This is a genomic window from Solwaraspora sp. WMMA2059, assembly GCF_027497315.1.
Taxonomy (GTDB): Bacteria; Actinomycetota; Actinomycetes; order Mycobacteriales; family Micromonosporaceae; genus Micromonospora_E.
In genome coordinates this window covers 3,060,211-3,082,686 of record NZ_CP114908.1, presented here as the reverse complement: position 1 = coordinate 3,082,686, position 22,476 = coordinate 3,060,211, and the positions used below count along the sequence as shown (strand labels likewise).

Below are 22,476 nucleotides of genomic sequence, written 5' to 3'. Positions count from 1 at the left end.
CAATCAAGCGCTTGGTACATTGCGGGTGCGCCGGTTCCGGCGTACCCGCACCCGTGACCAGCCAGGATCGAGTAGGTGGCGATGACCGACAAACGGATGACCGCCGAGCAGGTGGTGAGCGAACTGCGCTCCGGCATGACCATCGGCATCGGCGGCTGGGGCTCGCGCCGCAAGCCGATGTCCCTGGTCCGGGCGATCCTGCGGTCGGACCTCGAGGACCTGACCGTCGTCACCTACGGCGGCCCCGACGCCGGCCTGCTGCTCGCCGCCGGCAAGGTCCGCCGGCTGGTGTACGGCTTCGTCTCGCTCGACTCGATCCCGCTGGAGCCGCACTTCCGGGCCGCCCGCCAGGCCGGCGCCGTCGAGGCCGTCGAGTACGACGAGGGCATGCTCTACCTCGGCCTGTACGCCGCCGCCTGCCGACTGCCGTTCCTGCCCACCCGGGTCGGACTCGGCTCCGACCTGATGCGGATCAACCCGGACCTGCGGACCGTGCGCTCGCCGTACGACGATGAGGAACTGCTCGCCGTGCCGGCGCTGCGGCTGGACGCCGCCCTGGTCCACCTGCACCGCGCCGACATCCACGGCAACGCCCTCTGCCTCGGGCCCGACCCGTACTTCGACGACCTGTACTGCGCGGCCGCCGACCGCGCCTACGTCTCCTGCGAACAGGTCGTGCCGACCGAGCAGCTCACCCCGGCGTCGGCGGTGCTGGTCCGCCGCCACCAGGTCCGCGGCGTGGTCCCGGCCGCGCGGGGGGCCCACTTCACCTCGTGCGACCCGGACTACCCGCGCGACGAACCCTTCCAGCGGGAGTACGCCGCGGCGGCCGGCACCGAGCAGTGGGCCGCGTTCCGGGACCGCTACCTCGACACCGACGAGGCCGGCTACCAGCGGGCCGTCGCCGACCGCAACGAGTGGACGGAGGTGGCCCGGTGAGCGCACCGGCCGAACCGACCCGCGCCGAGGTGTGCGTCGTCGCCTGCGCCGAGGCGTGGCGCGGCGACGGGGAGATCCTGGCCAGCCCGATCGGGCTGGTGCCGACGGTCGGCGCCCGGCTGGCCCGGGCCACCTTCTCCCCGGATCTGCTGCTCACCGACGGCGAGGCCGCGCTCGGCGTCGGCACCTGGCCGGTCGGCGGATCCCCGGCACAGACCGAGGGGGCGCTGCCGTTCCGGCAGATCTTCGAGCTGATCTGGTCCGGCCGCCGGCACGTGATGATGGGACCGGGCCAGATCGACCGGTACGGCAACATCAACATCTCGGCGATCGGCGACTTCCACCGGCCCAAGGTTGCCCTGCTCGGAGTACGGGGCGCGCCGGGCAACACGGTCAGCCACCCGTGCAGCTACTGGGTGCCCCGGCACAGCCGCCGGACCTTCGTCGAACAGGTCGACCTGGTCTGCGGCATCGGCTACGACCGGGCGGCCTCGGCCGGGACGTCCGCGGCACGCTTCCACCAGCTGCGCCGGGTGGTGAGCGACCTGGGGGTCTTCGACTTCACCGGTCCGGACCACCGGATGCGACTGGTCTCGACGCATCCCGGCGTGACCGTCGAACAGGTCCACGAGGCGACCGGGTTCGAGCTGTGGACCGACGGGGAGGTGCCGCAGACCCGGCTGCCGACGGCGCAGGAGCTGACCCTCATCCGTACCGTCATCGACCCGGCCGGCCACCGCGACGCCGAGGTGCGGCGATGACCGACCGCCCGGCGCGGCCGGCCGCCGGCCCGACCCGGACCCACCCGGCGCTGCGTACCCCGATCTGCGAACTGTTCGGGGTGCGCTACCCGATCGTGCAGACCGGCATGGGCTTCGTCTCCGGCCCCCGGCTGGTCGCCGCCACCGCCGAGGCCGGCGGGCTGGGCATCCTCGCCGGCGCCACCCTCGACCTGCCCGACCTGGCCGCCGCGATCGCCGAGATCCGGCGGAACACCACGCGGCCGTTCGGGGTGAACGTGCGGGCCGACGCCGCCGACGCCGCGCAGCGGATCGACCTGCTGATCCGGGAGAACGTCCGGGTCGCCTCGTTCGCCCTGGCCCCGAAGCCGGAGCTGGTCGCCCGGCTGCGCGACGCCGGGGTACGGGTGGTGCCCTCGGTCGGTGCCCGCCGGCACGCCGAGAAGGTGGCCGCCTGGGGTGCCGACGCGGTCATCGTGCAGGGCGGCGAGGGTGGCGGCCACACCGGAGCGGTACCGACCAGTCTGCTGCTGCCGCAGGTGGCCGACGCCGTCGACATCCCGGTGATCGGCGCCGGCGGGTTCTTCGACGGCCGGGGGCTGGTCGCCGCCCTCGCCTACGGCGCGGCCGGGGTGGCGATGGGCACCCGGTTCCTGCTCACCAGCGACAGCACGGTCAGCCCGCAGGTACTGCGGCGCTACCTCGACGCCGGGTTGGACGGCACCGTGGTGACCCGGGCGCTCGACGGCGTACCACAGCGGGTGCTGCGTACCGACTTCATCGACCGGCTGGAACGCGCCGGGCCGGCCCGCCGACTGGTCCGCTCGGTCCGCAGCGCCGCCCGGTTCCGGCGGCTCACCGGCACCCCATGGCGGCACCTGCTCACCGAGGGCCGGGCGATGCGCCGCAACCGGGAGCTGACCTGGGGCCAGGTGCTGCTCGCCGCGAACACCCCGATGCTGCTGCGGGCCGCGATGGTCGACGGCCGGGCCGACCTCGGGGTGATGGCGACCGGGCAGGTGACCGGGTTGATCGACGACCTGCCCAGCTGCGCCGAACTGATCGACCGGATCGTCGCCGAGGCGTCGGCGGTGCTGGACGGACTGCAGGAGGGACGAGCCGATGGCGACCGTTGAACCACCGACCGGACGCACGCCCACCGGACGCACGCCCACCGGACGCATGCCCACCGGACGCACGCCCACCGGGCCGCGCCCGCCCGGCGGGGCGGCCGGGGCGCAGCCGCCGGTCGGGCACGGCCTGCTCGCCGGCCGGACCGTGCTGGTCACCGCCGCCGCCGGCACCGGCATCGGCGCGGCGACCGCCCGACGCTGCGCCGAGGAGGGTGCCCGGGTGGCGATCAGCGACCGGCACGAGACCCGGCTGCGGTCGACCGCCGCCGAGCTCGCCGCCGCCACCGGTGTCGAACCGCTCGCCGTCGTCTGCGACGTGACCGTCGAATCCCAGGTCCAAGCCATGATCGACCAGGTCGTCTCCGGCTACGGCCAGCTCGACGTGCTGGTCAACAACGCCGGCCTGGGCGGCACCGCCCGGATCACCGAGATGACCGACGACCAGTGGCACCGGGTCCTGGATGTCACCCTGACCGGTACCTTCCGGTGCACCCGCGCCGCGCTGCGGCACATGATGCCGCGCGGCAGCGGCGTGATCGTCAACAACGCCTCGGTGCTCGGCTGGCGGGCCCAGCAGGGCCAGGCGCACTACGCCGCCGCGAAGGCCGGGGTGATGGCGCTGACCCGGTGCAGCGCCGTGGAGGCCGCCGAGGCCGGGGTCCGGGTGAACGCCGTCGCGCCGAGCCTCGCCATGCACGCCAACCTGGCCAAGGTCACCGACGACGCCCTGCTGGCCACGCTGGCCGACCGGGAGGCGTTCGGCCGGGCCGCCGAACCCTGGGAGGTGGCCAACGTGATCGTCTTCCTGGCCAGCGACTACGCCTCGTACCTGGTGGGCGAGGTGCTCTCGGTCAGCAGCCAACACCCGTGAGGACCCGACCATGACATCCACAGCGGACAGCACGATGGTCGTCGCGACCACCGGCACCGACGGAGTGACCGAGATCGTGGTCGACCGGCCGCCGGTCAACGCCCTGCCGGTCGCCGGCTGGTACCGCCTCGCCGAGGCGGTCACCGCCGCCGGCGCCGACCCGGCCACCCGGGCGGTGGTGCTGCGGGCGCAGGGCCGCGGCTTCAACGCCGGCGTCGACATCAAGCAGATCCAGGCCGACCCCGGCAACGACGCGCTGATCGGCGCCAACCGGGGCTGCTTCGCGGCGTTCGCCGCCGTCTACGACTGCCCGGTGCCGGTCGTCGCCGCCGTCCACGGCTTCTGTCTCGGCGGCGGCATCGGCCTGGTCGGCAACGCCGACATCATCGTGGCCAGCGACGACGCCACGTTCGGGCTGCCCGAGGTGGACCGGGGCGCGCTCGGCGCCGCCACCCACCTGTCCCGGCTGGTGCCGCAGCACCGCGCCCGGGCGATGCTCTACACCTCCGCCACCGCCACCGCCGCCGAGCTGCACGCCTACGGCTCGGTGCTGCGCGTGGTCCCGGCCGCCGAGCTGCGGTCCGCCGCGCTGGAGGTCGCCCGGCAGATCGCCGCCAAGGACCCGGTGGTGATCCGGGCGGCGAAGGAGTCGCTCAACGGCATCGATCCGTGGGACGTCAAACGCAGCTACCGCTACGAACAGGGCTTCACCTTCGAGTTGAACCTCTCCGGTGTCGCCCACCGGGTCCGCGACGGCTTCGGCGACCAGGCTGCCCCCGAGCCGGCACAGCAACACGGCGATGGCCGGGCTGGCGACCCGGGCCGGGAGGGCTGACCGATGGACCTGCGCCCGGATCCCGCCAACGAACAGTTCCGCGCCGAGGCCCGCGACTGGCTGCGCGCCCACCGGCCGGCCGGCCCGCTGCCCTCCGGCGACACCCGCGCCGGCTTCGCCGCCCACCTGGAGTGGGAGCGCACGCTGTACGACGGCGGCTGGTCAGTGGTCTCCTGGCCGCGCCGCTACGGCGGCCGGGACGCCTCGCTCTGGCAGTGGCTGATCTTCGAGGAGGAGTACGCCGCCGCCGGTGCGCCGCAGCGGGTCACCCAGAACGGCATCTTCCTGCTCGCGCCGACGCTGTTCGAGTTCGGCACCGACGAGCAGCGGGACCGGATCCTCCCGGCGATGGCCGCCGCCCGCCAACTGTGGTGCCAGGGCTGGTCCGAGCCGGGTGCCGGCAGCGACCTGGCCGCGTTGACCAGCCGGGCGGTCCGCGACGACGCGGCCGGCGGGTGGCGGCTGACCGGGCACAAGACGTGGACCACCCGGGGCGCGTTCTGCACCCACCTGTTCGGTCTGTTCCGCACCGACCCGCAGCAACAGCGGCACCGGGGGTTGACCTACTTCCTGGTGCCGCTGGACACCCCCGGGGTGACCGTGCGGGGATTCGGCCGGTTCGACGGCGACGAGGGGTTCGCCGACGTCTACCTCGACGACGTGTTCGTGCCCGACGCCGACGTGATCGGCGAGGTCGGATCCGGCTGGCGGGTGGCGATGGCCACCACCGGCTCCGAGCGGGGCCTCACCCTGCGCCCGCCGGGCCGGTTCACCGCGGCCGCCGCCCGGCTGGTCCAGTTGGCCGGCGACCGGCCGGACCGGCTCACCGGCCGGCTGCGCGAGCAGGTGGTCCGGGCCTGGCTCGGCGCCCGCGCCTACCAGCTGTTCACCCTGGCCCAGGTGACCCGGATGCTCGACGGCGACCCACCGGGCGCGGCCGCCAGCCTCAACAAGATCCACTGGTCCGAACTGGACATCGCGCTGCACCGTACCGCCCTCGACCTGCTCGGCCCGGACGCCGAGGTCGACGTCGACTGGACCCGCGGCTTCCAGTTCTCCCTGGCCGGCCCGATCTACGCCGGCACCAACGAGATCCAACGCGGCATCGTCGCCGAGCGGCTGCTCGGCCTGCCCCGACGCTGAGGAGGAGACGGCATGCGGTTCGCCCTCACCGACGAGCAGGCCACGCTGCGTGACGCGGTCGACGATCTGCTCACCGCCGAATGCCCACCGGCGGTGGTCCGCGCCGGCTGGCCCGGTGGCGACCCCGCCCCGCTGGACCGGCTCTGGACCGCGCTCGCCGAGATGGGTCTGCTCGCCGCGGCGGTGCCCGAGTCCGCCGGTGGACTCGGACTGACCGAGGTGGACCTGGTGCCGCCCCTCACCGCCGCCGGGTACGCTGCGGTGCCGCTGCCGGTGGCCGAGACCGCCGCCGTCGCCGGCCCGCTGCTGGCCGCCGCCGGCGACCCCGGCGGGCAGCTCGCCGCGCTCGTCGAGGGCCGCTGCCGGATCGCCGTCGCCGGGCCGGGTGGCCTGGTCCCGTACGGGCAGCGGGCCGACCTGCTGCTGCTCCTGACACCGCCGGACGGACCCCGACTGGTCCGGCCGGCCGAGGTCGCGACCACGCCGGTGCCGACCATGGACGGCAGCCGGGCCGCGCTGCGGCTCACCGGCGACCCCGCCGTCGGGCCGTCCGTCGGTATCCGGCTCGACGTGCCGGCTGACCTGCTGGCGCTGACCGCCGACCGGGCCACCCTGGCCGCCTCGGCCCAGCTCGTCGGGCTCGGCCGCCGGATGCTCGACCTCACCGTCGCGCACGTCGGCACCCGCCGCCAGTTCGGCGCCCCGGTCGGCAGCTTCCAGGCGGTGCAGCACCAGCTCGCCGACGCCCTGCTCGGGCTGGAACTCGCCGCCCCGGCCGTGCTCGCCGCCGGCTGGGCCGCTGCCACCGGTGCCGACAGCCGCCCGGCCGATGTCTCGGCCGGCTACCTGCTCGCCGCCGACGCCGCCGAACGGACCGCCCGCGCCGCGCTGCAGTGCCACGGCGCGATCGGCTACACGACCGAGTACGACCTGCACCTGTACGCCAAGCGGGTGTGGGCGATCGTGGCCGCGACCGCCGGCACCGACTACCACCTCGACCGGCTCGGCACCGCGATCGGACTGCCCGCCGCCACCGCCGAGCAAGGAGGACGACCGTGACCGACGCCGCCGACGACGCTACGGCCCACGACGACGAGGCGGTGGTCCGGTACACCACCGACGGGCCGGTGGCGGTGGTCACCATGAACCGCCCCCGGTACGCCAACGCGCAGAACTCCGCGATGACCTACGCCCTCGACGACGCCTTCTCCCGGGCAGCCGCCGACGACGACGTACGGGTGGTGGTGCTCGCCGGTGCCGGCAAGCACTTCTCGGCCGGGCACGACATCGGCACCCCCGGGCGCGACGCCGACCGCAGCTTCCCCCGCCGGGCCGGGCTGTGGTGGGACCACGTCGGCAAGGCCGGCGCGGAGAGCCGGTTCGCCCGTGAGTCCGAGGTCTACCTCGGCATGTGCCGGCGCTGGCGGGAACTGCCCAAACCGACCATCGCCATGGTGCAGGGCGCCTGCATCGCCGGCGGCCTGATGCTCGCCTGGTGCTGCGACCTGATCGTCGCCGCCGACGACGCCCGGTTCGCCGACCCGGTCGTGCGGATGGGCATCCCCGGCGTCGAGTACTTCGCCCACCCGTGGGTGATGGGACCCCGGTTCGCCAAAGAGTTCCTTTTCCTCGGCGAACGGGTCGACGCGGACCGGGCGCTCGCACTCGGCATGGTCAACCGGGTGGTGCCCCGGGCCGAGCTGCAGCCGTACACGATGGAGCTGGCCGGGCGGATCGCCACCATGCCCCGGCTCGGCCTGGCGCTGACCAAGAAGGCGGTCAACCAGGCCGAGGACCTGATGGGCCTGCGCGCCGGGATGGACTCGGTGTTCGGTCTGCACCACGTGGCGCACGCGCACAACGCGGAGGTCGGCGATGATCCGCTGGCCGGCCACGACGCCCGCAGCATGCGTGAGCGGACGGACGGTGCCGGCTGATGCGGTTCGACCTGCAGTTGTTCGGTCTGCCGGCCGCCGAGTACGCGCCGCTCGCGGTGCACGCCGAGCAGCTCGGCTTCCACACCGTCTGGCTGGCCGACCACGTGATCACCCCGGCAAGCTACGCACCGACCTACCCGTACCGGTCCTCCGGCGACCCCGGCATCCGGCCGAGCACCCCACTGGCCGACGTGACGGTGACGCTCGGCCACCTGGCCGCCCGGACCACCCGGATCCGGCTCGGCACCGGCGTGCTGATCGCCCCGCTGCGGGACCCGTTCCACATCGCCCGCGCCTGGGCCAGCCTGCAGCAGCTGTCCACCGGCCGGGCGGTGATCGGCGTCGGGGTCGGCTGGATGGCCGAGGAGTTCGCCGCGCTCGGCGCCGACTTCGGCACCCGTGGCGCCCGCACCGACGAGATGCTGCGGGTGCTCGACCTGCTCTGGTCGGGCCGGCCGGTCGCCCACCACGGACGGTTCTTCGACTTTCCGACCGTGCACTTCGGCGCCGCGCCGCAACCGCCGGTGCCGGTGGTGGTCGGCGGGCACAGCCAGGCCGCGCTGCGCCGGGCGGCCCGGCACGGCGCCGGCTGGTTCGGGCCGGACGTCGACCTGGCCACCTCCGCCCGGTTGTGCGCTCGGATCACCGCGCTACGGGAGGAGCTCGGCCGGGCCGACGACGACTTCACCCACCACGTCCGGCTCTCCGGCGAGATCAGCGTCGCCGCCGTCGAGGCGTACCGCGACGCCGGTCTGGACCACCTGGTCGTCGCGCCGTTCACCCGGCTGCCACCGGCGGCCACCCGGGCGGACCGGCTGGCCGCCCTCGACTCCGTCGCCGAGCGGCTCGCGTCGCTGTGGCCCGACCCGGCACCGACCGGCCGTCCCGCAGGAGAAAGAACCGGCCGCACCACAGGAGAGAACGTATGACCGCAGCCACCGGACCGGCCGTCTTCGACCGGGCGACCATCGACGAGTACACCCGGGCCGGGCACTGGGACGACGACACCATCGCGTCGATGGTCGCCCGGCACGCCGCCGCCCGCCCCGACGACCCGGCGTTCTTCGCCACCGACGCCACCCTGAGCTGGTCGGCGTACGACACGCTGAGCACCCGGCTGGCCGGCGGTTACGTTCTGGCCGGCCTGCGGCCGGGGGAGCGGATCGCCACCCTGCTCACCAACGGCGCACTGGTGCACGTCGCCTACCTGGCGGCGCAGAAGGCCGGCCTGGTGACGGTCGGCATCGGCCCGCGGACCGGCACGGCCGAGGTACGGCACCTCATCCGGCGTACCCGGGCGACCGCGCTGCTCACCCGGCCGGTGCACCGGGGCCGCGCCGCCGCCGACCTGGCCGCCGAGCTGCGCGCCGGTGAACCGCCGGCCGGTGAACCCCCGGCCGACCGGCCGGCGCACCTGACCGTGCAGCTCACCGCCGCCGGCGAGGTCAGCCTGCTGCGCGACGGTGAGCCGCTCCCGCTGCCGGACGTGGCCGCGGCGGCCGCCGCCCTCGCCGGCCGCGGCCTCGGCGCCAACGACCTCTTCTTCCTCAACTCCACGTCGGGCACGACCGGGCTGCCCAAGTGCGTGATGCAGACGATGAACACCCGCAAGTACTTCGGGCCGCTCGCGGCCGAGGCCGCCCGGTTCGGCCCGGACGAGGTGTTCGCCAGTGTGCTGCCCGCCCCGTACGGCTTCGGGCAGTGGAGCGGGCACGTGGTGCCCACCATGTACGGCTACCCGACCGTGCTCGCCGAGGAGTTCGACGCGGAGCAGACCTGGCAGCTGATCGAACGGCACCGGGTCACCGTGCTCGCCGCCGTGACCAGCCAGTTCGTGATGATGCTCAACGCCGGTGGGTACGCCGGGCGGGACGTGTCGTCGCTGCGGGTGCTGTTCACCGGCGGGGAACGGGTGCCGGCGCAGCGGGCGGCGCGGTTCGAGGAGGAGACCGGCTGCGCCGTGCTGCAGTTCTACGGTTCCAACGAGGCCGGACCGATCAGTGTGACCCGGGTCGACGACTCCCGGGAGCACCGGTTGGGCACCGCCGGCCGGGTGATCCCGCAGATGCGGGTGCGGCTGTTCGACGCCGACGGCGCCGACGTGACCGCGTCCGGCGGGCCGGGGCAGTGCGCCGCCCGAGGCCCTGGGCTGACTCCCGGCTACTACGACGACCCGGATGCCAACCGGCAGCTGGTCAACCCGCAGGGCTGGATGCTCACCGGTGATCTGGTGCGGATCGACCCGGCCGGCTACCTGACGGTCACCGGCCGGGTGGCGGACTTCATCATCCGGGGTGGGCACAACATCAGCGTGCTGGCCGTCGAGGAGGCGGTCGGCGGCTGTGAACGGGTCGCCCAGGTGGCGGTGGTGCCGGCCGCCGACGAGGTGCTCGGCGAGCGGGCCTGTGCGTACGTGGTGACAACCGACGGAGCCGAGCTGACCCTCGACGAGCTGCGGGCCGAGCTGGCCGCCCGGGGCGTCTCCAAGTACGAGTGGCCGGAACGGCTGGTCACCCTGGCCGAGCTGCCGCTGAGCGCGGGCGGCAAGGCGGACAAGGCCCGGCTGCGGGCCGACGCCGCGACCAGGTTCGGCTGACGGGCCGGTTCGGCTGACGGGAACCCGAGGTCACTCCGCGAGCGTGAGGCCACAGGTGCATCAAGATGCACCTGTGGCATCACGCCCTACCGGTACCTCGGCCCCACGACAGTGACGCCGTGCTCGCCTGCCGGTGCGGGGTCAGGAGCCGGACCAGACCGCGACGACCTGATCGCTGGTGGTCCAGTCCTCCGGGGCGAGCAGGGCCCGGAACGCCGGTTCGCAGGCGGCGGTGAGCTCGGCGTTGTTGTTGGCGACGCAGTCGGCCGGCACGACGGTGAAGTAGTCCCGTTCGATCGCGTCGCGGACGGTGGACTCGACACATCCGGTGCCGGCGACACCGGCCACCACCAGGCTGCGGATGTCCCGGCTGCGGAGCAGGTTCTCCAGCTGGGTGCCGACGAACGCGCTGCGCCGCAGCTTTTCGAACACCACGTCGCCCGGCTGCGGGGCGAGCTCGTCCACGATCTCCCAACCCCAGGTGCCCCGCATGCAGTGCAGCGGTTCGAAGCCGTGCCGCAGGTTGTCGGCGAGCCAGACCGGTGAGGCCAGCGACCCGTCGGGATGCTGCACCACCCGGCAGTAGAGCACCGCGACGCCGGCGGTGCGGGCTGCGGCGGCGAGCCGGGCGATCGGCGTCACCACGCTCTGAAAGCCGGCCACCATCGCCGTGCCGAAGGCCTTCGCGCAGTATCCGTCGTCGTGCACGAAGTCGTTCTGCATGTCCACGACGAGCAGCGCCGTCCGGGTCGGTTCGATCTTCAGGTCGAGGCGGTCGGGTAGGACGTGACCGAGGTAGCTACGGGCCATCGGAGCTCCCGGGGGATCGGCGGGCGTGCGGGTGCCCGGGCGGGACCCGAGAACCCGCCAAGCAAGTGCTTGGTTGACCTGATGGTATGCCCGGTCCGGTCGACCGGGCAATGCCCCGGCCCGGCAATCCGCCCGCCGACGGCGAGCCGGGGGCGACCCGGGGGTGCGCCGACGACCGTCGGCGCACCCCCGGGCGGTGGTCACCAGGTGGCGCAGTACCCGACGCTGAACGTCCGGGCACCCGGCTTCAACGTCCGGTTCCAGTCCACGCCGGTGATCCGCCAGGTCCCGTCGCCGAACGACTCCCGCTCGAAGTTCCACGCGGTGTAGATGTCGCCGGGCAGCTCGACCGCCGCCCGCCAGTCGACCGGCTGATCGGTGGCGTTGCTGGCGACGATCTCCGTGCAGTACCCGCCGCCGCCGTCCGAGTCCCACTGCGTGATCGGCTCGAACGCCACGTCGACGTTGGTGCCGTCGACCAGCCGGCCGACCCCCCACCGCGCGGTCGTCTGGTAGCCGACACCGTTCTGCTCGGCCCAGTTGCGGATCGCCGTACGGGCACCGTCGGCGGCGTCATTGACCTGGAAGTCCAGCCCGTGGAAGGTGTCCAGACCGCCGTACTCGAGCAGACTGATCGCCGCCTCGACGGTGTAGCCCGTGTCGGTACGCACCACCGCGCTGGTCAACCGGCCGGCCTGGAACGCCTCGTCCCCGGTGCCGAACGAGACGACGTTGTCGGCGTTGATCCGGATCTGCGTGTCGTCGTAGCGGTAAGGGCCGTTCTTCGCGTTGCCGGCGTCGACGTAGATCTCCACCGAGTCCTGCGTCCACGGATCGGAGCCGGTGACGTCGACCACCGGGTCGGCCACCTCGGCCAGCACGTACAACGTCTGGTCCTGCCACAGGGTCCGGACGGTGGCCACCGCTCCGTCGGTGCCGGACACCTGCTTGGCGGTGGTGACCTCGGTCGCGTGCGACCAGCCCGCGTCGACCGTACCGTCGATGGCCGGTGCGCTCGGCGTCCGTACCACCTCCAGGTAGGACAGCTCCTCGACCAGGGTGAGGGTGCCGACGGTGCCGGCCGTGGCCCAGCCGGTGGTGGCGGCGTCGTCGGTGACCCGCACGTCGAAGGGGACGGTGCCGCCTTCCGCCGGGTCGGACAGCGGCAGCTGCGCGACGACGGCGTAACCGCCGTCCCGCTCGGTCGCCACCGCCGGTACGTCACCCGATCCGTCCCGGAACACCGGGTACGTTTCCCCGTCGAGCACGAACTCGACCCGGTCGTCCGACGACGGGTTGGCGTCGGTGACCGAGACGTACGCGGTCAGCCGGTCGGCCGACCAGCGCAGCTGGAACCCCGCCGTCTCCTCCACCTGATGCAGGGGCAGCTTGCGCCAGGTGAGATCCGAGGTGACCCCGGCGGACAACGCGACGTCGCCGGCGAAGACGTTCGCGGTGCGCAGCCGGGCCGGCAGCTCCGCGTCGACCGCGCCGTAGTACGCCGGCTTGGCCTGGTACCCGTCGTCGAACAGCAGCGGGGCGCCGTTGTCGGAGCGCCACGACCGGCCGTCGGTCAGCCCCCACACGGTGACGACGGCCAGCTTCTCGCTGTACGCCCGGAAGATCCGGAACGCGTCCCGCAGGAAGTAGCCCTGCTCGATCAGGTTGGCCTGGGTCACCGGGGTCCCGATCGTGACGTCGAGCTCGGTGACCGCCTGGACCACCGGCAGACCGGCGAACCTCTCCAACGTGGTTTCGAGGCTGCCGACCGGTGTCGACAGCGACACGTGGAACTGGTGTCCCACCCCGTCGAGCGGCACCCCCCGGTCGAGTAGCCGCTCGACGAGCGCGTGGTAGCGCGCCTGCTTGCCGCTCTGTTCGGTGTTGTAGTCGTTGATGAACAAGGCGACCGGATCGGTGTCCGCCACCGCGTACATGTCGTTGAACGCCTCTTCGGCGTACTGGAACGACAGGTCGATGAACTCCTCGCCGAGGATCCGGTACCACTCGCTGCGGCGCAGGCCGTCGGAGTACTCGCCGCTGTCGCTGACCACCTCGTTGACCACGTCGAACGCGTTCAGCGGGTTGGCGGCGGAGCCGAACCGGCCGTACCGGTCGCTCAGCGACTCGGCCACCGCGAAGATGTGCCCGCGCAGCCGGTCGCGCAGCACCTGCTGGTCGGCGGCCGACGAACTCAACGGCTCGCCGTCGGCGTCCTGGAACATCCACTCGGGGGTCTGGCTGTGCCAGACCAGCACGTGCCCGTACACGCCGATCTCGTTGGTCTGCGCGAAGTCCATCATTGCGATCGCCTGCTCGTGCGGCCGGAAGTTGCGGTCCGCGTCGTACCACGCCTCCGGCTTCATGTGGTTCTCCGGCGTGATGTTGGTGAAGTGCCGGGTCAGCAGCTCGGCGGCGGACCCGACGGTCTCCCGGCTGTCGATCGCGACGCCGACCGGGAAGTCGGTGGTCTCGTGTATCCCGGTGAGGTCCTCGACGACCGGTGGCTCGGGCACCCGCACCACGACGTCGTCGAGCAGGAAGTCGCTGGTGTTGCCGGTGACGTCCGCTCCCTGCCAGCTGGTCTCCAAGTAGAGGAACGCGCTGGTGAAGGTCGGCGCGGTGAAGCTCGCGGTCACCTCGGTCCACCCGTCGTCGGTGACCGTGTCGAACTGGGCGAGGGTGCTGAACGACTGACTACCGTCGGCGGTGGTGGCGGCGATGCTCAACCAGATGTCATCGGTCGGCTGACCCTGCGCGAACCGCAGCCAGCCGGACAGTTCGTAGCCTACGCCCGGCTCGAACGCGGTGGTGACGTCGCGCCCGATCCCGGCGCCCTGGTTGACCCGGTCGGTGACGAGCGCGGCCGCCTCGCCGCCGTGCGCGACACCGGTCAGCTCGACCGTCGGTGCTCCCGGGCCACCGTCGCGCGGCACCCAACCGTCGAGGCCGTCCTCGAAGTCGCTGTCGATGACGACGGTGCCCGGCGGCGCCCCGCCCGGTCCGGTGTCCGGCGCGGTGATCAGGATGTCGTCGACCAGGTACGTGGCGGTGGCCTCGGCGGCTTCCAGGTAGACCTGGTGTGTGGCCGGGTCGGCGTCGGTCGGCACGGTGAACTCGCCGGTCACCGTGGTCCAGTCGTCGGCGGTGACCGTGGTGTTGCCGATCCAGTTGTAGTCCGGCTTCATGACGAACCGGAATCCGGACGACGCCGGCCCGTCCGGGGCCAGCCGGACGCGCGCCGAGAACGTGTGGGTGACGCCGGCGGTGAAGATTCCGGCCGGGCTCTGCAGCCCGTCGAACCCTTCGACACGGTCGCTGACCCGCAGCGCCCGGCCGTTCTCGGTGTCCACGACGGTCAGGGTGGGTCCACCGCTGGCGGACCAGGTGCCGGTGGTGCCGTCCTCGAAGTCGACCGCGCTCACCGTGACTACGCCGGGTGTCTCGTCGGGGCTGGTGACGAGGACGTCGTCGAGCAGGAAGGGAGTGGTTCCGGCGGCTTCGACGTACAGCGTCGCCGAGGTCAGGCCCGTCGGCATGGTGTACTCACCGCCGATCTGGACCCAGGTGTCGGCGGTGGTCTCGGCGGCGTCGCCGATCCAGGTGTAGGTGTCGTCGCCGCCGTCGGCCGGGGTGGCTGCGACGGTGAAGTGGACACCGGCCGCGCCCTCGGTGCCGGCCGGCAGCTTCACCCAGCCGGTGACCGAGTGGACGACGCCGGGCGAGAACAGGTCGGTCGCGCTGGTCGCGGGGCCCTGCCAGTCGGCGGTACGGCCGGTGACCGACAGGCTTGCCGCGCTGTCCCGGCCTTCCTCGGCGATTGCCAACGTCACGTCACCGCGGGGGCCCCACGGTGCGTACGAGCCGGACTCGAAATCATTGGCGAGCAGCGTGGTGTCCGCCGTCGCGGACGGGGCGGTCGCGATCGTGGCGACCAGCGCGGTCGCGACGGCCGCGGCGAGGGCGGCCAGTCGCGCAGGTGGACGGGGTGGGTGGTATCTGAGGCGCATGAAGGCTCCTGCACGGACGTACGTACGTGTGGTCGGTGCCTGGTGAATCGCGCCAGCAGATCCAGACGGCGGAAATGTTAGCCGGGCGGAGCGGGTACGTCGAGGGCCCGGCTCGCCGGGCCGTGTGGGGGTCAGCAGTTGTTGCTGGTCAGCCGTACGGTGTACTCGTAGTCGTCGTGGGTGATGCCCGACGGCAGGCCGTCGAAGTAGGTCTCCACCTTCTGCCAGCCGCGCCGTTGCTCGTAGTGCAGGTGTGGCGCGCCCGAGTTGCCGGTGCTGCCGAGCAGCCCGATCTGCTCGCCGCGCGCCACCCGCTGACCTTCCCGGACCATCGGCGGTTCGAGTAGATGCAGGTACTGCGTCTCCCAACGGCCGCCGTGGTCGATCTTGACCCAGTAGCCGCCACCGCGCCCCCGGGGCCCGTCCGGATCCTCCGGGTTACGACCGCCGACCGAGCCGTTGACGCCGGCCACGGTGACGACACCGTCGTAGGAGGCGAGCACCGGCCTACCCCACGGGTCGCCCTCGGTCGGGAACAGGTCGACGTCGTAGTCGTCGTGGCCGGGGTAGGTGCCCAGCTGCCAGGTCTCGCCGCAGGCGACCGGGAGCTGGAACAACGGCCGCGGCCCCGGCTCCCGCAGCCACGGCACCACGACCACACCCAGCGCGACGACGGCCGGTACCGTCGCGACGGCGACGAGGATCAGCAGGGTACGCAGGGTCCGGCCGCGACGTCGGCCGCGACGCCGGCCGGTAGGAAACCCGGTGGTCACACTTGCGAGCATGGCAGACGTCGGCACCGTGCCAGGAGGTGGGCCGTCGTACTGCCAGTTGACCGTCAGCTTTCGTCCAGGTGGAGCTGGACACCGCGAGCTACCGTGGCGGGCGTCGGGACCCAGGGCTGGAGGAGCCTACGATGAGCAGCTTCGTCAAACGTTCTCTGCTGTCGATGCTCGCGTCGAAGCTGAGCCGGCACGCCCGGCGGCGGGGGCACGGCTCGCCGGTCGACAGCCTGCTCCGTGAGGTCGACCACCGGCTCAACCGCCGGCACCGTGGTGGTCACTACGGTCACTACGGCAGCGGTCACCACGGCTACCACGGCCACTACCGGCGCAAGCGCTGGTGACCGCCGCCGGCCGGGCAGGTCAACTGTCGGAAACGGTGGCGAACCCACGCCGCCAGTTCTTGGCGTCGGTGTCCGGCTTGTAGTTGTTCTCGATGTTGCCCGCCGCGTCCACCGAGAACCAGAAGACCTTCGTCCCGTACGGCACGGTCAGGGTCTCGCCGCCCTCCCGTACGCCGCCAGCGGTGTAGAGCGTCGACCCGAAGGTCGGCTGACTACCGTCCAACGTGTAGAAGATCGCCGCCGGTTCGCTGACCTCGAACCGGACGTCGACCAGGGTGTCGTCCGGACCGGGCGAGGTGACCAGGGAACTCGTCGGCCGTCTGCGGTCCTTGTCGTGGTCACGGGCCACCCGCATCAGCTCCACGAGACCGTTGGCGTACTCCATGGTCTGCTGGTGTGCCTCGTCCCAGGCCGGCTGGAACGAGGTACCGACCTCGAAGTTCCACGCGTAGATGCCGTACCTGTACCACAGCATGTCGCCGGAGTTGCCGGCAGCGGAGTAGAGCACGTCGGAGATGGGACCGGTCCTGGCCGGGGTCACCGCCAGGTTGCGGTGCCGCTTGATCGCGGTGAGGATTCGCGACGACGCGCCCCAGAAAAAGGACTCCTCCGCCAGGGTCGGCCGTGGTGCGGTGACCCGGCCCGGGGTGACGTATGCACCCGGCGACCACATGAAGTAGTTGCCCGACGAGTGCAGGTTCATCGAGAACTTGATGTTCGGCCGGCTGGCCAGCCAGTCCAGGTTCCGGTTCTCCGGCTCGGACAGTTCGCTCGGGCCGGCGTACACGTCGCTGGTGCAGCTGGTTGACGCGCCGGAGTACCCGTCGAAAAGGCTGTACTCGGTGTAGTTGCGGTTGTTGTCCACACCCCACGAGTTGCGGGCCAGCGCGTCGGTCGCCCCACCGGCGGCGCAGTGGTTCGTCATGTTGCGGCGCTGGAATCCGTAATCGTAGAAGGAGTAGTGGCCGCCGTCGGGGTTGATCGACGGTGCGATCCAGATGTCCAGCGTACGGAGCAGCTGCTTGGTGTTCTCGTCGGCACGGTGGTTGCGGAGCAGGCGTTCGGCGGTCTCGATCGCGACCAGCGGGGGAACCCATTCGCGGGCGTGCTCCTGCGCGTAGGCGAGCACCCCGGTGCGCGAGCCGTCCCGGTACTTGCCGATCCGCAGCGCGTACACCGGGTGCGGGTCGCGGGAGACGGTGGCCGGCGCGGTCAGGTTGTCGCTCAACGGGGTCACCGGGGCCGGGGTGACCACGCCGTCGCCAGCGCCGCCCCGGTAGGTGTAGGCGCTGACCAGGTCGCCCGCCGAGGCATTGATCGCGGCGGTGACCTGCGCGGCGGTGCTGACCACCGTGCCGCCACCGTCGGTGCCCAGGTCGACCCGGATGGCGCTGCCGTCGACGGTGACCGACAGGGGCCGGTCGCCGGCACCGGGGTCGACCAGTTCGACGGTGATGTCGTTGCCGCCCTGGTGCCCCCACGCGTGCGAGTCGACGGCGACCCGGCTCGCCGTGGTGTCACCCAGCACGACCTGTGCCTTGCGCCGGTACCCGTTGGTCCGGTACGGCAGTTCGACGACCTCGGCGAGGTGGGGGAACTCGTCGGCCAGCCGCTGGATCCGGTCGTACAGTTCGGTCGGGGTGAGGTAGCTGGTGACGAAGTCCTTTTGGTATCCGGGTCCCTCGGGGGAGTCGTCCGGGATCGGCAGCCACTGCTCGACCTCGGCCACCGCCACGTCGCCGGTCGGGCTGACGATCTGGATCCGGTCCGGCCGTACGCCGACTGTGCCGGCGCCCCGGTGGTAGAGATAGACGCCGGCGTCGACGAACCGTGTGATGACCTGTGTGCCACCGGAACCCATGGCGGTGCCCGGGCCGCTGTCCCGGGACACGGTCAACGTGCTCGGTGAGCTCTGCCCCTGGGCCCACTTCGCCTCCACCGACAGCACCTGGTCGGTGCCGGAGGTGTAGTAGTCGGCCCGGATGATCCTGATGTCGGCCACCGCGGCGTCCTGCCGCACCCGCGCGGTGAACGTCTGGTTGTCGGCGCGGTGGCGGGCTATCGTCGCCTCCCGCTCGGCGACGCGTGCCCGGGCGTCGGCCGGCTCGTGTAGCAGTTTGCCGATCCGGAAGCCACCGGCCCGCAAAGCGTCGATCTCGGTCGGGGTGACGACGGCGTGGACGACGATCCCGGCGGCGGTCTGCGACACGTGGTGATCCAGGTCGACTCCGGTGGCGACGAGAGCGTCGAGCTCGTCGCGGTCGGTCACGACGACCTCTACGACGCTGGCCTGCTCGTCGGCCAGCCGTTCGAGCGGGGCCTGGATCCGCGGCCGCTCGGTAGCCTGCGGACGGTCGACGGACGGCGCAGTGGCCGGCACGGCGGTGGCCGGCCCGGCCAACAGGACGACGGCACCGGCGGCGGCCACGGCCGCCGCGAGTTGCCGTCGCCACTGGGATGCAGGTGAGGGAACCATGTGGGACCTTTCACTCGCGGTGCCGCTGATCCATGGGTGGGAGCAGGGCGACGGCCGGAACGACCCGCGACGACGCACCGTACGGCACCGCCACGGGTAGGCGAGAAGGATCGACCAGTACGGATTCGATCATCCTGGCCGGCAGCGGTGTGCTCTGTCAACGACCTGCCGGTGCGGCGCGCCGGCGGTCAGACCGGCGGATTGCCGCCGGCGATCGCCGACCGCAGCTGAGCGCAGGCCTGGTCCGCCGTACGCGTGAGTCGCTCACTCGCGTCGGGGCTCAATCCGCGCTCGGTGGCGGTCCAGCCGACCCAGGCGGCGGCGACGTCGGGAAGCACCGGTCCGGCCACCGGATCGGCACCGGCTTCGGCGGCGAGCGCCGGCAGGCCGAGCACGGCGAGCACCCGGCGTGGCCCCAGCTGCAGCGGATGGCAGGCGGCCTGCTCGACGAACTGCTCGACGAGCAGGTCGACCGCGCGGCTGGCGGTGCCGTCGGTCGGGAACCCGGCCGCCGCCTCGGAGGCCAGGAACGCCCGCTTCAGCAGCTCGATCTCCACGGTGGTCGGAAACGGATCCGGCGGGGCCGCGACGTCACTGAGCGCGCGGGCCCGGGCCAGCGTCAACGCCCGCATCTTCCGGTACGCGTCGGGCATCGGTCGCAGTTTGTACTCCGGGTTCTCCATCAGCTCGTCCGACGTGGCGACGGCGTCCTCGATCAGCCGTCGGGCCAGCGCCGGATCGAGCGGTTCGGTCACGAAACCGTCCTCGCCCCCGTGTGTCCGGTCGAGCAGTTGCCGCAGCGAGTCGACCCGGGTGCCGAGCAGGATCTCCCGGATCCGTCCACCGCCGATCGCCTGGTCGATCACGGTGAGGATGCCGTGTTCGTCGGTGCCGCCGTAGGAGAAGCCGCAGAGCAGCACCGCCGTCTCACCGTACGGGTCGTGCGCCCACCGGCAGCAGTCGACGTCGACCCGGCCGATGCTGCCGGTCCAGGGCGGTTCCGGCAGCCCGTGCCCGACGAGCCGGTCGGCGTTGAGCCGGGCGAGTTCCCGTTGGGTGTCGATGGTGCTCATCGCCTGGAGACCGCGTAGCGCGGCGACCGCCGTCGGGGTCCGCCGCCGGCCAAGTTCGTGAATGACCGCGGCGTCGGCCTGTACGGCGTCGGCGAGTGGCAGGCTGATCCCTTCGGCGCTCTCGTGGGCGAGTAACTGGGTCATGCTCTGCTCTACCGACCACGGGGAACTTCCTCCTTTCAGGGAGAAGCTCCATTCCAGGAAGTCCGCGCTCGCCGAGGCACGGTCGAGGCTCTCATCGCTGTCACCCATGGCGCGATTGTCGCAGTCGGCGGGCCGTGGTGCGACGAAGGCCGTCAGTGGGTCGAGTAACTGTCGATTCCTCTGCCCGGCGGACTCGTTGGGATGGACGATGCTGAGTACACTGGGCGGTGCGACAGAATCCGCGGTCAGCGTGCTGATCCTGGGCACGGCCGAATGGGATTCGGCTGTCGCCACCAACCAGCACTACGTCACCCGTGAGTTGGCGGTCGGTGCGCAGGTCACCTTCGTGGAGTCGCTCGGTCTACGTCGACCGACACTGCGTCCCGACGACCTCGCCCGGATGGTCGGCCGCGTCCGGCGGGCCTTCGGCGCGTCGGCCGGTCCGTCCACCCGCCAGCCGGCCAGAGCGAGGCCGGCGAACACCACGATCGTCTCGCCGCTGGTGGTACCGGTGCACCGGGCACCGACGCGACCATTGAACCGGGCCGTCCTGCGCCGGGCGACGGCGACCTGGCTCACCAGTGACCGGCCGCGGGTGCTGTGGACCTTCACCCCGGTGACCTACGGCCTCGAGGCCGCGGCGGACGTGGTCGTCTACCACTGCGTCGACCTGCTGGCCAGATTCCCGGCGTCGACCCGGGGGCCGTGGCGAACGGCGAGCGCGACCTCGCCGTCCGGCCCGACGTGGTGGCGATCGCGACCAGTGACGCGGTACGCGTACACCTGGCATCATCCGGTTTCTCCCGGATCGAGCTATTGGAGAACGTTGCCGACACCACGGTGTTCCAGCGGGGCAGCCGCCCGGCGGCCGAGCGCCGTCCGGCGGTCATCGGATTCCTTCTGTGGATACTCCGGCCTTCAGGACTCCGTTGGGGAACGGCCAAACCCGTTGGATTTGTCCGTTGGCATGATTACCGGGTTGATCGGGTGGAAAGGGTTCAGTATGTCGCTGCAGTCGTGGGACGACCGTGGGATGCCGGAGTGGACCGCGCGGGTGGTCAGGGCGTCGTTCCCGAAGGGCACCCTGGCCATGCGGATCCGTGACGCGCTGGGCCCGGTGTTCACCGATGACATGTTCGCGGAGGCGTTCCCGGCGGGAGGCCGTCCGGCGGCGTCGCCGGGGGCGTTGGCGCTGGTGTCGGTGCTGCGGTACGCCGAAGGGCTCAGCGACCGTCAGGCCGCCGACCAGGTCCGGGCGAGGATGGACTGGAAGTATCTGCTCGGCCTGGAACTCGACGATCCCGGGTTCGACTTCACGGTGCTCAGCGACTTCCGTGCCCGGCTGATCAAGCACGGCATCGAGGAGAAGATACTGGATGTGGTCCTGGACCGGTGCGCGCGGCAGGGACTGCTGCGCGCTGGCGGTCGACAGCGGACGGACTCCACGCATGTCCTCGCGGCGGTGCGCACGCTGAACCGGATGGAGTTCGTCGGGGAGACCCTGCGGGCGGCCCTGGAGGTCCTGGCCGCAACCGTACCGGGGTGGCTGACGCCGCTGATCGACGCCGGCCGGGTCGAACGCTACGGCGCCCGGGTCGACTCCTACACCAGAACCTGGCGACGCGCAGGCTGATGCCCGAACAGCATGTGGTCGATGCGGGCTACGTCACCGCCGCGCATGTTCTGACCGCCCGCGATGAGCACCGGGTTGACCTGCTCGGACCCGTCGGGCCCGATACCCACCAGGGTGAACGTCTCCCGCAGTCGGCGTTCCGCGTCGACTGGCAGGCCAGGACCGTGACCTGTCCGCAGGGCAAGGCCAGCATCAGCTGGTCCACCCAGCGCAAGAACAGCGGCACCGAGCTGGCCCGGGTCCACTTCGCCGCCACCGACTGCACCGGCTGCCCCGTCCGCGCGGCCTGCACCACTGCCGCGGTCAACAGCGAACGGGGACGCAGTCTCACCCTGCTTCCCGCAGCCCAGCAGCAGATCCTGGACAGCCGACGTCGCGAACAGACCACCGAAGCCTGGCAACAGAGCTACCACATCCGCGCTGGTGTCGAGGCCACCATCTCCCAGACGACCCGACGCACCGGCATCCGACGCACCCGCTACCTCGGCATGGACAAGACACACCTCGGTCACCTCCTCGCCGCGACCGCCGTCAACGTCATCCGCATCGACGCATGGCTCACCGACACGCCCCTCGGCCGCACCAGAACCAGTCACCTCACCCAACTCGACCTCGCCGGCTGACAGGCGGTACATCATGTCTTGGCCGTTCCCCAACGGAGTCCTTCAGGGCGGGGAGGATTGTCAAGTGGCGCTACTGGGGTCCGGTCACCATCGGTGTCGCCGCGACGGTCGCCAGCCTCGTGATGCTGGTCGGCTCGGCGTTGTCGCTGCAGCTGCTGCGCCAACTGGTCCGGCTGCTGTCGCTGCTGGCGCCAGCGGTGGCAGCCACGGCCGTCGTCGGTTGGGCGCTGGCCGGGGACGGACTGCTCCACACAGCCGCCTCATGCAGCGCGATCGGCCTGATCTGGTCGGGCTACACGGTGCTGGTGCCGTCGTTGCGGCGGGTCGTCGTCACTGAGCTGTGGGCGAAGGTCGCCGGCCGGACGACCTGACGTGCCGGGCCCGGAC

Annotated in this window: 19 protein-coding genes; 14 read left to right on the top strand and 5 right to left on the bottom strand. The window is 72.1% G+C overall.

The features are described 5' to 3' along the window. The first annotated feature begins 81 nt into the window (after positions 1-81). Genes O7553_RS14095 through O7553_RS14050 form a run of 10 tightly spaced genes read left to right on the top strand, consistent with a single transcriptional unit; the run spans position 82 to position 10,194 of the window. Positions 82-939, top strand: a complete 858-nt coding sequence (locus tag O7553_RS14095; protein ID WP_281555247.1) for a CoA-transferase — start codon at positions 82-84, stop codon at positions 937-939. After that, entirely contained in the window at positions 936-1,700 is a 765-nt protein-coding gene (locus O7553_RS14090) for a CoA-transferase (protein ID WP_281555246.1), read from the top strand. The genes O7553_RS14095 and O7553_RS14090 overlap by 4 nt, the downstream gene beginning before the upstream one ends. Beyond that, positions 1,697-2,815, top strand: a complete 1,119-nt coding sequence (locus O7553_RS14085) for a nitronate monooxygenase (RefSeq protein WP_281555245.1) — start codon at positions 1,697-1,699, stop codon at positions 2,813-2,815. Before O7553_RS14090 ends, O7553_RS14085 begins: the two co-directional genes overlap by 4 nt. Then, on the top strand, positions 2,802-3,683 hold the full coding sequence (locus O7553_RS14080) for an SDR family oxidoreductase (protein ID WP_281555244.1): 882 nt from the start codon (positions 2,802-2,804) through the stop codon (positions 3,681-3,683). The genes O7553_RS14085 and O7553_RS14080 overlap by 14 nt, the downstream gene beginning before the upstream one ends. Positions 3,684-3,693: 10 nt before the next feature. Further along, positions 3,694-4,518 carry an enoyl-CoA hydratase family protein gene (locus tag O7553_RS14075; RefSeq protein WP_281555243.1) on the top strand — a complete coding sequence of 275 codons (825 nt, stop codon included), beginning with the start codon at positions 3,694-3,696 and terminating at the stop codon, positions 4,516-4,518. A gap of 3 nt (positions 4,519-4,521) precedes the next feature. Further along, entirely contained in the window at positions 4,522-5,661 is a 1,140-nt protein-coding gene (locus tag O7553_RS14070; protein WP_281555242.1) for an acyl-CoA dehydrogenase family protein, read from the top strand. Positions 5,662-5,673: 12 nt separating this feature from the next. After that, positions 5,674-6,720, top strand: a complete 1,047-nt coding sequence (locus O7553_RS14065; RefSeq protein WP_281555241.1) for an acyl-CoA dehydrogenase family protein — start codon at positions 5,674-5,676, stop codon at positions 6,718-6,720. Continuing rightward, positions 6,717-7,598: an enoyl-CoA hydratase gene (locus O7553_RS14060; RefSeq protein ID WP_281555240.1), complete on the top strand. Its 882-nt coding sequence runs from the start codon at positions 6,717-6,719 to the stop codon at positions 7,596-7,598. The genes O7553_RS14065 and O7553_RS14060 overlap by 4 nt, the downstream gene beginning before the upstream one ends. Beyond that, entirely contained in the window at positions 7,598-8,527 is a 930-nt protein-coding gene (locus O7553_RS14055) for a TIGR03619 family F420-dependent LLM class oxidoreductase (RefSeq protein ID WP_281555239.1), read from the top strand. The genes O7553_RS14060 and O7553_RS14055 overlap by 1 nt, the downstream gene beginning before the upstream one ends. Beyond that, the gene (locus O7553_RS14050; protein ID WP_281555238.1) at positions 8,524-10,194 is read left to right on the top strand and encodes a class I adenylate-forming enzyme family protein; all 1,671 of its coding nucleotides are present in this window, start codon (positions 8,524-8,526) and stop codon (positions 10,192-10,194) included. The genes O7553_RS14055 and O7553_RS14050 overlap by 4 nt, the downstream gene beginning before the upstream one ends. A gap of 141 nt (positions 10,195-10,335) precedes the next feature. Here the strand turns inward: O7553_RS14050 and O7553_RS14045 are convergent, their stop codons facing one another. The 3 genes from O7553_RS14045 to O7553_RS14035 all read right to left on the bottom strand — a co-directional run bounded on the left by O7553_RS14045 (position 10,336) and on the right by O7553_RS14035 (position 15,787). Next, the gene (locus tag O7553_RS14045; RefSeq protein ID WP_281555237.1) at positions 10,336-11,004 is read right to left on the bottom strand and encodes an isochorismatase family cysteine hydrolase; all 669 of its coding nucleotides are present in this window, start codon (positions 11,002-11,004) and stop codon (positions 10,336-10,338) included. A gap of 200 nt (positions 11,005-11,204) precedes the next feature. Beyond that, positions 11,205-15,014 (bottom strand): endo-1,4-beta-xylanase, encoded by a 3,810-nt coding sequence (locus O7553_RS14040; RefSeq protein WP_281555236.1) that lies wholly within the window; start codon positions 15,012-15,014, stop codon positions 11,205-11,207. 131 nt (positions 15,015-15,145) lie between these two features. Beyond that, positions 15,146-15,787 (bottom strand): M23 family metallopeptidase, encoded by a 642-nt coding sequence (locus O7553_RS14035; RefSeq protein WP_281555235.1) that lies wholly within the window; start codon positions 15,785-15,787, stop codon positions 15,146-15,148. Positions 15,788-15,930: 143 nt separating this feature from the next. Between O7553_RS14035 and O7553_RS14030 the strand changes: the two genes are divergently transcribed. Beyond that, on the top strand, positions 15,931-16,140 hold the full coding sequence (locus O7553_RS14030; RefSeq protein ID WP_281555234.1) for a hypothetical protein: 210 nt from the start codon (positions 15,931-15,933) through the stop codon (positions 16,138-16,140). 19 nt (positions 16,141-16,159) lie between these two features. Here O7553_RS14030 and O7553_RS14025 read toward each other — a convergent pair whose 3' ends face one another. Further along, positions 16,160-18,616, bottom strand: coding sequence for a M14 family metallopeptidase (locus O7553_RS14025; RefSeq protein WP_281555233.1), 2,457 nt, complete (start codon positions 18,614-18,616; stop codon positions 16,160-16,162). 188 nt (positions 18,617-18,804) lie between these two features. Continuing rightward, positions 18,805-19,941 (bottom strand): hypothetical protein, encoded by a 1,137-nt coding sequence (locus O7553_RS14020; RefSeq protein ID WP_281555232.1) that lies wholly within the window; start codon positions 19,939-19,941, stop codon positions 18,805-18,807. A gap of 100 nt (positions 19,942-20,041) precedes the next feature. On the opposite strand from O7553_RS14020, the gene O7553_RS14015 reads away from it, so the two are divergent. The 3 genes from O7553_RS14015 to O7553_RS14005 all read left to right on the top strand — a co-directional run bounded on the left by O7553_RS14015 (position 20,042) and on the right by O7553_RS14005 (position 22,460). Then, entirely contained in the window at positions 20,042-21,466 is a 1,425-nt protein-coding gene (locus O7553_RS14015) for a transposase (protein ID WP_281555231.1), read from the top strand. Beyond that, positions 21,466-22,089, top strand: a complete 624-nt coding sequence (locus tag O7553_RS14010) for a transposase (protein ID WP_281555230.1) — start codon at positions 21,466-21,468, stop codon at positions 22,087-22,089. The genes O7553_RS14015 and O7553_RS14010 overlap by 1 nt, the downstream gene beginning before the upstream one ends. Positions 22,090-22,211: 122 nt before the next feature. Beyond that, positions 22,212-22,460, top strand: coding sequence for a hypothetical protein (locus O7553_RS14005; RefSeq protein WP_281555229.1), 249 nt, complete (start codon positions 22,212-22,214; stop codon positions 22,458-22,460). Positions 22,461-22,476 lie beyond the last annotated feature (16 nt).

What these genes read in the sequence shown, in the direction of transcription:
- O7553_RS14095 (WP_281555247.1), top strand. Translation starts at nt 82, where the DNA reads ATGACCGACAAACGGATGACCGCCGAGCAGGTGGTGAGCGAACTGCGC.
- O7553_RS14085 (WP_281555245.1), top strand. Translation starts at nt 1,697, where the DNA reads ATGACCGACCGCCCGGCGCGGCCGGCCGCCGGCCCGACCCGGACCCAC.
- O7553_RS14080 (WP_281555244.1), top strand. Translation starts at nt 2,802, where the DNA reads ATGGCGACCGTTGAACCACCGACCGGACGCACGCCCACCGGACGCACG.
- O7553_RS14075 (WP_281555243.1), top strand. Translation starts at nt 3,694, where the DNA reads ATGACATCCACAGCGGACAGCACGATGGTCGTCGCGACCACCGGCACC.
- O7553_RS14070 (WP_281555242.1), top strand. Translation starts at nt 4,522, where the DNA reads ATGGACCTGCGCCCGGATCCCGCCAACGAACAGTTCCGCGCCGAGGCC.
- O7553_RS14065 (WP_281555241.1), top strand. Translation starts at nt 5,674, where the DNA reads ATGCGGTTCGCCCTCACCGACGAGCAGGCCACGCTGCGTGACGCGGTC.
- O7553_RS14055 (WP_281555239.1), top strand. Translation starts at nt 7,598, where the DNA reads ATGCGGTTCGACCTGCAGTTGTTCGGTCTGCCGGCCGCCGAGTACGCG.
- O7553_RS14050 (WP_281555238.1), top strand. Translation starts at nt 8,524, where the DNA reads ATGACCGCAGCCACCGGACCGGCCGTCTTCGACCGGGCGACCATCGAC.
- O7553_RS14045 (WP_281555237.1), bottom strand. Translation starts at nt 11,004, where the DNA reads ATGGCCCGTAGCTACCTCGGTCACGTCCTACCCGACCGCCTCGACCTG.
- O7553_RS14040 (WP_281555236.1), bottom strand. Translation starts at nt 15,014, where the DNA reads ATGCGCCTCAGATACCACCCACCCCGTCCACCTGCGCGACTGGCCGCC.
- O7553_RS14030 (WP_281555234.1), top strand. Translation starts at nt 15,931, where the DNA reads ATGAGCAGCTTCGTCAAACGTTCTCTGCTGTCGATGCTCGCGTCGAAG.
- O7553_RS14025 (WP_281555233.1), bottom strand. Translation starts at nt 18,616, where the DNA reads ATGGTTCCCTCACCTGCATCCCAGTGGCGACGGCAACTCGCGGCGGCC.
- O7553_RS14020 (WP_281555232.1), bottom strand. Translation starts at nt 19,941, where the DNA reads ATGGGTGACAGCGATGAGAGCCTCGACCGTGCCTCGGCGAGCGCGGAC.
- O7553_RS14015 (WP_281555231.1), top strand. Translation starts at nt 20,042, where the DNA reads ATGCTGAGTACACTGGGCGGTGCGACAGAATCCGCGGTCAGCGTGCTG.
- O7553_RS14010 (WP_281555230.1), top strand. Translation starts at nt 21,466, where the DNA reads ATGCCCGAACAGCATGTGGTCGATGCGGGCTACGTCACCGCCGCGCAT.
- O7553_RS14005 (WP_281555229.1), top strand. Translation starts at nt 22,212, where the DNA reads ATGCTGGTCGGCTCGGCGTTGTCGCTGCAGCTGCTGCGCCAACTGGTC.